We start from the raw sequence: 9,798 nt of genomic DNA, 5'->3' as shown, positions 1-9,798 counted from the left end.
CGGTTACATTCCGAACCCGGAAGCTAAGCCTTACAGCGCCGATGGTACTGCAGGGGGGACCCTGTGGGAGAGTAGGACGCCGCCGAACAATTCTTCAAAAGGGTTGGACCCCGAACTTCGGTTCGGGGTCCAACCCTTTTTTGTTGTGCGTCACTTGACGTTCACATTGCGCAACGAGCATCCACCTCATGAGTACTGCTGCACTGCTCAGGGCCGCCGGTGTCGGAGTGGGCGACGAGATCGTCGTACCGGCCTTCGGGAACGTGGAAGTCGCCGAAGCCGTGGTGATGGCAGGGGCGCTGCCGGTGTTCGCCGACATAGATCCGGCGACGTACTGTCTTGAGCCGGCCGCGGTGGAGGCGGTCGTAACTCCGCGGACGGCCGCCGTCGTTGTCGTACATCGCTTCGGGAGGCCCGCCGACGTCGGACGGTTGCACGCGCTCGGCCGCCGGCAGGGGCTGTTGGTGCTGGAGCACGGGGAGTCCGGGGCGCCGTACGACGAGATGGCTCAGCGGCGGGAACGGGCGGCGTTCCTCGACGCCAAGCTGAGGGGTGTGCGGACGCCCGAGAGCGGCGTCGGGCACACCTATCAGCAGTACGTCGTGCGGGTGCCGGGGAACGGCAGGCCCGACCGGGACGCCTTCGCACGCGCTGTATGGGGCAAGGGCGTTGACTGCCGCGTGCCGGTGAGGACCCCCGTGCACCGGATGCCCGAGTTCCGGCGGTGTGCGTCCCTGCCCGAGACCGAGCGGGCCGCCGACGAGACGCTCGCGCTTCCCGTGGACGCGGCACTGACCAAACGGGACATGCAGCGGATCGCGGCGGCGTGCAATGCGCTGGGCGGACTGCTCCAGCCGGCCGGCTGAGTGACGGTTGGGAGCACGGGTCCGATCGGGGTATGATCTATTCCGTTGCCACGCGGTGAACACCGCACACGGCAACAGGCCCCTATAGCTCAGTCGGTAGAGCGTCTCCATGGTAAGGAGAAGGTCAACGGTTCGATTCCGTTTGGGGGCTCGGACAGAAAGGCCCCGCCCATTCGGGCGGGGCCTTTCTCATGCCCTGGGGGAGGGCCCCCGCTCATCCGTGTGCAGGCCCGGTACGCGCATGGCGAGAATCGCCATGTCGTCGGACGGGGGTTCGGAGGCGAAGCGTTCCACGGCGCGCATGATGCGGGCCGCGACCGCGCCGGCCGTCAGACCGGTGCAGGTGGTCAGGACGTCGGCGAGACCGTCGTCGCCCAGCATGCGGGGGCCCTCACGGCGTTCGGTGACACCGTCGGTGACGCAGAGGAGGACGTCACCGGGATCGAGGGTGACCGTCTGCTCGTACAGCTCCAGGTCCTCGATGACGCCGAGGAGGGGCTGCGGCTCCGCCGCCGGTTCGACCGTGCCGTCCTGGCGCAGGCGGAGCGGGAGGGGGTGGCCGGCGCAGACCACCTTCAGTTCCGCGCTGCCGTCGTCCTGCGGGCGCATCTCGCCGTAGAGGAGGGTGAGGAAGCGGCTGCGGGCGCCCTCGTCGAGGATCGCGGAGTTGAGGCGCTCCAGGACCGCCGGGCCGCTGAGGCCCTCGCGGGCCAGCAGCCGGAGCGCGTGCCGGGCGAGGCCGGTCACGGCCGCCGCGTTGGGGCCGGTGCCGCAGACGTCGCCGATGGCGAAGCCGTACGCGCCGTCGCTGATCGGGAAGAGGTCGTAGAAGTCGCCGCCGACCTCGTTGCCCTCGCCGGCCGCGCGGTAGATGACCTCGACCTCGACGCCGTCGATCGTCGGCAGTTCCGGGGGCAGGAGGCTGCGCTGGAGGGACTGGCTGATGGCCGTGCGCTCCGAGTAGAGACGGGCGTTGTCCAGGGCCAGGGCGGCCCGTCGGGAGAGGTCCTCGGCGAGTTCCAGGATCTCCTGGCGGAAGTGCTCGTCGGTCGGCTTGCCGAGCGTCAGCATGCCGATGACCCGGTTGCGGGCGACCAGGGGCAGTACCACCGTCTCGCCGCCGACCGCGGAGGCCGTCGCGAGGGTCGGACCGATGCCCGTGGTGACCTGGCGGGTCGGGCCGCCGCTGAGGCCGAGGCTGCGCATGGAGGTGCGCAGGGCCGCCTGGTGGGCGACCTCCGCGGGGGCCGACCAGACGCGGGCGCCGGGCGTGGGGACCGGGTCGGGCGGGGCGATCTTCGACAGCAGGGACTTGATGCCGTCGATCAGTTCCTCGTCCTCGTGCAGCACGTAGGAGAGGTATGGCTCGGATGCCTGGTCGGCGATCGTGTAGACGGCGCACCAGGTGGCGAGGGTCGGCACGGTCATCTGGGCCATCAGGGCCAGGGTCTGGTCCCGGTCCAGGGTGCCGGCCAGCAGGTCGGAGGCCTCGACGAGGAAGCTGAGCGAGCCGCGGCGCAGGCGCTCCAGTTCGCCCAGGCGGGCCGACTCGACGGCGAGCGCGATGCGGTCCGCCGCGAACTGCAGGCGCAGCGCCTCCTCGTTGGAGTATCTGTTGGGGGCCTCGGCGGCGACGCCGAGGGAGCCGGTGAGGCGGCCCTCGACCTTCAGCGGGACGGTGACGACCGAGCGCATGCCGGTGCTGTTGAGGAGGGGGACCGCGCCGGGGACGGCGGTGAGGTCCTCGTGGACGGCCGGCATGCGGGCGGAGCCGTAGCGGCCGGGGCCGGCCTCGACGGGGACGCGGGCGAAGCGCTGGCGGGCCGAGGGCAGGCCGGTGGAGGCGCGGACCTCCAGTTCCGTCTCGTCGTCGGTCGCGAGGAGCAGGAAGGCGGAGTCGCCGTCGAGCATGTCGCGGGCGCGTTCCACCGTGCGCTGGAGCAGGCCGTCGAGGTCGTCCGGGGCCGGGGAGCCGATGAACACCTCGAAGGGGTCGGTGCTCTGGCCCTCGGAGGTGCCGGACTTGTCGGACGCGGGGCCGCGCAGGGGCGTCTGCAGAACCGCCCGTTCGTGGTCCCGCACGAGCAGACAGACGGTTGACGGTTCTCCCACGGTGTCGCGGACCCGCAGGTGGGAGGCGTACACGGGGATCACCCGGCCGTGGGCGCCCCTGATGCCGTAGCTGCCCTCCCAGCGGGAGAGCAGGAGCGCGTCGGCGATGCCGGTGCCGGTACCCGGGGTGTGCGGCCAGGCCGCGAGGTCGGTGAGCGGCTTGCCGGTGACCTGCTCGGCGGAGTAGCCGAAGAGCTCCTCCGCGTCCTCGTTCCAGGCGCTGATGGAGCCGACCCGGTCGATCTGGACGACGGCCACCCGGACCCGGGTGTCGGCGAGCGGGAGGAGGTGGGCCGGCAGGGAGGGGCCGGCGGACCGGGCACCGACGGGGCGCTCGGGAAGGTCGAGCTGGAACCACACGGTCTTGTGGGTGGGTGTGTAGTCCACACCCCAGTGGCCGGCCAGGGCCGCGCACAGCTGGAGGCCGCGACCGCCCTCGCGGTCGGGGCTGCCCATGGTGATGACGGAGCCCTGGAGCGGGATCTCCCGCTCCGGATACCGGTCGGCCACCTCGATCCGTACGCCTTCGTCGCTGCGCAGACAGAGGAGGTCGGCGGAGGTGCCGGCGTGGACCACGGCGTTGGTGACCAGTTCGCTGGTGAGGACCACGGCGTCGTCGACGATGTCGCCGAAGCCCCAGCCCTGCAGCGTGTCGCGGACGAAGGAGCGGGCGCTCGCGACCGATCGCCCGAGTGGCTCGAAGCTGGCGGCCGCGCGCGCGGTGATCACAGAACTCCCCATGTGTCGGCGGCCCCTGCCCCTCCATGCCCGATGTCCCGGCTCGCTCGGTACAGGGTAGTCGGCCAGGGGATCGGTGTTCAGGGGTATCCCCCTTGCATCCCTCGGAGAGATACCCCTGAACACCGACGCGACGCTTCTCGCGTCGCAGGTCGGCTGACGAGCTTCGCGAAATTCGAGAATCTGCCGAACTGTTGTGACTCCGCTTGACCGAAGGTCCGCTTCCCGCTGGATCGGAATCCGGCAAATCCGGTGAATCCGGCGAAGGGAAAGCCCTGCCCGACTGCTCAACGAGGAGCGGCGTTGTGAGTTACGGTCGTAGGTCGGCATGGTGGAACACTGGGCCGGCTTCCTGTAAACGTCCGGGCGGGGCGAGTACCCGCCGCCCACGGTGGGCAGCAGCCCGGAAACGGTCCGGCACACGGGTCAGGCCGGGCGACAGTACGGGAAAACGGCATCAACCGGACCGCCGAGCGTGGTGGCATCCAAGAACAGCGGTAACGGTCGACCCCTGCGGGAGGGACACAGTGGAGTCTGGCGCAGCGACGCGGGGCACGAAGACGACGCGCGCGAAAGGCGGACAGTCCCTGAGCAAGCCGGGAAGGGCGCGGGGCGGGACCACGACCGTGGACACGGCGTCCCTGAACCGGCTGATGACGGCGCTGGTGGCGATGCGGGACGGTAACTTCCGCAAGCGGCTCACGGTGTCCGGTGACGGCGTGATGGCGGAGATCGCGGCGGTCTTCAACGAGGTGGCCGACCGCAATCTCCATCTGACGGGTGAGCTGGCGCGGGTGCGCCGCATGGTCGGGCGTGAGGGAAAACTCACGGAGCGGCTGGAGACGGGGGCCTCCGAGGGGTCCTGGGCGACCGCGATCGACAACTCGAACGCGCTGGTGGACGACCTGGTGCGGCCCGTGTCCGAGGTGAGCCGGGTGCTGTCGGCGGTGGCCGAGGGTGACCTGTCGCCGCGCATGGAGCTGCGGACGCAGGCGCCGGACGGGTCGGGGCATCCGCTGCGGGGCGAGTTCCTGAAGGTCGCGCGGACGGTGAACAACCTGGTCGACCAGTTGTCGACGTTCACCGACGAGGTCACGCGCGTGGCCAGCGAGGTGGGGACCGAGGGCAAGCTGGGCGGTCAGGCCCAGGTACGCGGCATGTCCGGTTCGTGGAAGGACCTGACGGACTCCGTCAACACGATGGCGGAGCGGCTGACGGCGCAGGTGCGCGACATCGCGCTGGTGACGACGGCCGTCGCGCGCGGTGATCTGTCCCGCAAGGTCACCGTGCATGTCGAGGGAGAGATGCTCGAGCTGAAGAACACCGTCAACACGATGGTGGACCAGCTCTCCGCGTTCTCCTCGGAGGTGACACGCGTCGCGCGCGAGGTGGGCACCGAGGGCGCCCTGGGCGGCCAGGCGCAGGTGCCCGGGGTGGACGGCGTGTGGAAGGAGCTCACCGACTCCGTCAACACCATGGCCGGGAACCTCACCGCGCAGGTGCGCGGGATCGCCGAGGTGACGACCGCGGTCGCCAACGGTGATCTGTCGCGGAAGGTGACGGTGCCGGCGCGCGGCGAGGTCGCGCAGCTCGCCGAGACGATCAACCAGATGACCGAGACGCTGCGGATCTTCGCGGACGAGGTCACGCGGGTCGCCAACGAGGTCGGGGCCGAGGGGCGGCTGGGAGGCCAGGCGAATGTGCCGGGGGCGGCCGGGACCTGGAAGGACCTGACGGACTCCGTCAACACGGTGTTCCGGAACCTGACCACTCAGGTGCGGGACATCGCGGCGGTGACGACGGCGGTCGCCAACGGTGACCTGTCGCAGAAGGTCACCGTGGACGTGGCCGGCGAGATGCTGGAGCTGAAGAACACCGTCAACACGATGGTGGACCAGCTGTCCTCCTTCGGTGCCGAGGTCACGCGCGTGGCGCGCGAGATCGGTGTCGAGGGCGAGCTGGGCGGTCAGGCGCAGGTGCCGGGGGCGGCGGGGACGTGGAAGGACCTGACGGACTCCGTCAACACGGCGTTCCGCAACCTCACCGGACAGGTGAGGAACATCGCCCAGGTGACGACGGCGGTCGCCAACGGTGACCTGTCGCAGAAGGTCACCGTGGACGTCTCCGGCGAGATGCTCCAGCTGAAGAACACCGTCAACACGATGGTGGACCAGCTGTCGAGCTTCGCCGATCAGGTCACGCGGATGGCCCGGGACGTGGGCACGGAGGGCCGGCTGGGCGGTCAGGCGCGCGTGGACGGCGTGTCGGGCACCTGGAAGGAGCTCACCGACTCCGTCAACTCGATGGCGTCCAACCTGACCGGCCAGGTGCGCAACATCGCGCAGGTCACGACGGCCGTGGCGCGCGGTGACCTCTCGCAGAAGATCGACGTCGACGCGCGCGGGGAGATCCTGGAGCTGAAGAACACCGTCAACACGATGGTGGACCAGCTGTCGAGCTTCGCCGATCAGGTCACGCGCGTGGCCCGCGAGGTGGGCACGGAGGGCCGCCTCGGCGGTCAGGCGCAGGTGCCCGGGGTCGCCGGTGTGTGGCGGGACCTGACGGACTCCGTGAACGGTATGGCGTCCAACCTGACCGGTCAGGTGCGCAACATCGCCCAGGTGGCGACGGCGGTGGCGCGCGGTGACCTGTCGCAGAAGATCACCGTGGACGCGCGCGGGGAGATCCTGGAGCTGAAGAACACGCTGAACACGATGGTGGACCAGCTGTCGTCGTTCGCCCAGGAGGTCACGCGGGTGGCCCGTGAGGTGGGTACGGAGGGCATCCTCGGCGGTCAGGCCGAGGTGCAGGGTGTCTCCGGCACCTGGAAGGACCTCACGCAGTCCGTGAACGGCATGGCGAACAACCTGACCCTCCAGGTGCGCAACATCGCCGAGGTCACCACCGCGGTCGCCAAGGGCGATCTGTCGAAGAAGATCACCGTCGATGCCAAGGGCGAGATCCTCGAGCTGGTCACCACCGTCAACACGATGGTGGACCAGCTGTCGTCGTTCGCCGAGCAGGTGACCCGGGTGGCCCGCGAGGTGGGCATCGAGGGCATTCTGGGCGGCCAGGCCAATGTGCCCGGCGTCACGGGCATCTGGAAGGACCTGAGTGACAACGTCAATCTGATGGCCAAGAATCTGACCACTCAGGTGCGGAACATCTCGCAGGTCTCCGCCGCCGTCGCCAACGGCGACCTGACGCGGCAGGTCAGCATCGAGGCGCGTGGTGAGGTGGCGCAGCTCGCCGACACCATCAACACCATGGTGAAGACGCTGAGCGCGTTCGCCGAACAGGTCACCAAGGTGGCCCGCGAGGTGGGCACGGACGGCATCCTCGGCGGTCAGGCGCATGTGCCGGGTGTGGCCGGTACGTGGAAGGACCTCACCGAGTCGGTGAACCAGATGGCGTCCAACCTGACCGGTCAGGTGCGCAACATCGCCATGGTGACGACGGCCATCGCCAAGGGTGACCTGACGAAGAAGATCGACATCGACGCGCGCGGGGAGATCCTCGAGCTGAAGACCACCATCAACACGATGGTGGGCCAGCTGTCCTCCTTCGCCGAGGAGGTCACGCGGGTGGCCCGCGAGGTGGGCACCGAGGGTCAGCTGGGCGGCCAGGCACGCGTGCGTGACGTCGACGGCACCTGGCGGGACCTGACCGAGTCCGTGAACGAGATGGCCGGGAACCTGACCCGGCAGGTGCGTGCCATCGCGCGCGTGGCGACCGCGGTGACCCGCGGCGACCTGAACCTGAAGATCGACGTGGACGCCTCCGGGGAGATCCAGGAACTCCAGGACTACATCAACAAGATGATCGCCAACCTGCGCGACACCACGATCGCCAACAAGGAGCAGGACTGGCTCAAGGGCAATCTCGCCCGCATCTCGGCGCTGATGCAGGGGCGCCGCGACCTGGAGGACGTGGCCTCGCTGATCATGAGCGAGCTCACGCCGGTGGTCTCCGCGCAGCACGGCGCGTTCTTTCTCACGATGCCGCTGGTCGACGGCGAGGACGTGAACGGTGCGGACGCCGACCGGTTCGAGCTGCGCATGCTCGGCTCGTACGGTTACTCGATGGGTTCCATGCCGACGTCGTTCCGGCCCGGTGAGGGGCTCATCGGGACGGCCGCCATGGAGAAGCGCACGATCCTGGTGGAGAACGCGCCCAGTGGCTATCTGAAGATCTCCTCGGGGCTCGGGGAGGCGCCGCCGGCGCAGGTGATCGTGCTGCCGGTGCTGTTCGAGGGGAAGGTGCTCGGCGTCATCGAGCTGGCCTCGTTCACGCCGTTCACGCACATCCAGAAGGACTTCCTCAACCAGATCGCCGAGATGATCGCGACGAGTGTCAACACCATCTCGGTCAACACCAGGACCGAGCGGCTGCTCTCGCAGTCCCAGGAACTGACCGAGCAACTGCGCGAGCGGTCGGCGGAGTTGGAGCAGCGGCAGAAGGCGCTCCAGGCGTCCAACGCCGAACTGGAGGAGAAGGCCGAGCTGCTGGCCCGGCAGAACCGCGACATCGAGGTGAAGAACACCGAGATCGAGGAGGCGCGGCAGGTCCTGGAGGAGCGCGCCGAGCAGCTCGCGGTCTCCATGCGCTACAAGAGCGAGTTCCTCGCCAACATGTCGCACGAGCTGCGTACGCCGCTCAACTCGCTGCTGATCCTGGCGAAGTTGCTCGCCGACAACGCGGAGGGGAACCTCTCCCCGAAGCAGGTCGAGTTCGCCGAGACCATCCACGGCGCCGGGTCCGACCTGCTGCAGCTCATCAACGACATCCTCGACCTGTCGAAGGTCGAGGCGGGCAAGATGGACGTCTCCCCGACGCGCATCGCGCTGGTCCAGCTCGTGGACTACGTGGAGGCCACCTTCCGGCCGCTGACCGCGGAGAAGGGCCTGGACCTGTCCGTACGGGTGTCGCCGGAGCTGCCGGCCACGCTGCACACCGACGAGCAGCGACTGCTGCAGGTGTTGCGCAACCTGCTGTCCAACGCGGTGAAGTTCACCGACTCCGGATCGGTCGAGCTGGTCATCCGGCCCGCCCGGGACGACGTCCCGCAGAAAATCCGGGAGCAGTTGCTGGAGGCCGGTTCGCTGACCGACCCGGACGCGGATCTGATCGCGTTCTCGGTGAGCGACACGGGCATCGGCATCGCGGCGAGCAAGATGTGGGTGATCTTCGAGGCGTTCAAGCAGGCCGACGGCACCACCAGCCGCAAGTACGGCGGTACGGGGCTGGGGCTGTCCATCTCGCGGGAGATCGCGCAGCTGCTCGGCGGCGAGATCCACGCGCAGAGCGAGCCGGGTCGCGGCTCGACGTTCACGCTGTACCTGCCGCTGCACCCGAGCGAGCTGCCGCCGCACGGCTACCAGCAGCCCATGCCGGCGCTCGAGGCCGGTGACCCGGTGACGTCGGCCGAGCTCGCCCCGGCGGAGGCCGAGACGCCGGCGGAGGTGAAGTCGTACCGGGACGCCCAGAGCGGTCCGGCCGCGCTGTTCCGGCGCCGCCGCAGGATCACGCTCGAGCGGCGGCCCGCTCCGGAGCCCGAGCAGTGGTCGGGGGTGGAGCAGGAGCCGGCTCCCCGGCCGTCGAGCCGCGGCATCCGTTTCGGCGGGCAGAAGGTGCTGATCGTCGACGACGACATCCGCAACGTCTTCGCGCTCACCAGCGTCCTGGAGCAGCACGGCCTGTCCGTGCTGTACGCGGAGAACGGCCGCGAGGGTATCGAGGTGCTGGAGCAGCACGACGACGTGGCGGTCGTCCTGATGGACATCATGATGCCCGAGATGGATGGATACGCCACGACCACGGCGATCCGCCGGATGCCGCAGTTCGCCGGGCTCCCGATCATCGCGCTCACCGCGAAGGCGATGAAGGGCGACCGCGAGAAGGCGATCGAGTCGGGTGCCTCCGACTACGTGACCAAGCCGGTCGACCCCGATCACCTGCTGTCGGTGATGGAGCAGTGGATGCGAGGGGAGTGAGACCGGCAGACCGGCGTCCGGAGCGGGCGCGAATGTGACGGGAGGCTTCGGTGTTCATGTGCTGTTGCCGACGGGGTGTGTGCGGAGTC

General features: G+C 69.3%; 3 protein-coding genes, 1 tRNA gene and 1 rRNA gene. 4 read left to right on the top strand and 1 reads right to left on the bottom strand.

The genetic code is table 11. The annotated features are described in order from the left end of the window. The 3 genes from rrf to ACH4VX_RS26670 form a co-directional block, all read left to right on the top strand. Positions 1–88, top strand: a 5S ribosomal RNA gene (rrf, locus tag ACH4VX_RS26680); the annotation flags it as partial. A gap of 115 nt (positions 89–203) precedes the next feature. Next, entirely contained in the window at positions 204–866 is a 663-nt protein-coding gene (locus tag ACH4VX_RS26675) for a DegT/DnrJ/EryC1/StrS family aminotransferase (protein WP_398370729.1), read from the top strand. Positions 867–944: 78 nt separating this feature from the next. Continuing rightward, positions 945–1,017: transfer RNA gene (locus ACH4VX_RS26670), tRNA-Thr, on the top strand. Between the two features lie 38 nt (positions 1,018–1,055). Here ACH4VX_RS26670 and ACH4VX_RS26665 read toward each other — a convergent pair. After that, complete coding sequence (locus tag ACH4VX_RS26665) at positions 1,056–3,719, bottom strand: SpoIIE family protein phosphatase (RefSeq protein WP_398370719.1); 2,664 nt, start codon at positions 3,717–3,719, stop codon at positions 1,056–1,058. A 524-nt stretch (positions 3,720–4,243) separates the two neighbouring features. Between ACH4VX_RS26665 and ACH4VX_RS26660 the strand changes: the two genes are divergently transcribed. Then, positions 4,244–9,709, top strand: a complete 5,466-nt coding sequence (locus tag ACH4VX_RS26660; protein ID WP_398370717.1) for a HAMP domain-containing protein — start codon at positions 4,244–4,246, stop codon at positions 9,707–9,709. Positions 9,710–9,798 lie beyond the last annotated feature (89 nt).

Origin of the sequence: Streptomyces sp. NPDC020731 (assembly GCF_044334705.1) — a bacterium.
Classification (GTDB): domain Bacteria; phylum Actinomycetota; class Actinomycetes; order Streptomycetales; family Streptomycetaceae; genus Streptomyces.
This window is presented reverse-complemented; position numbering and strand designations above follow the sequence as displayed.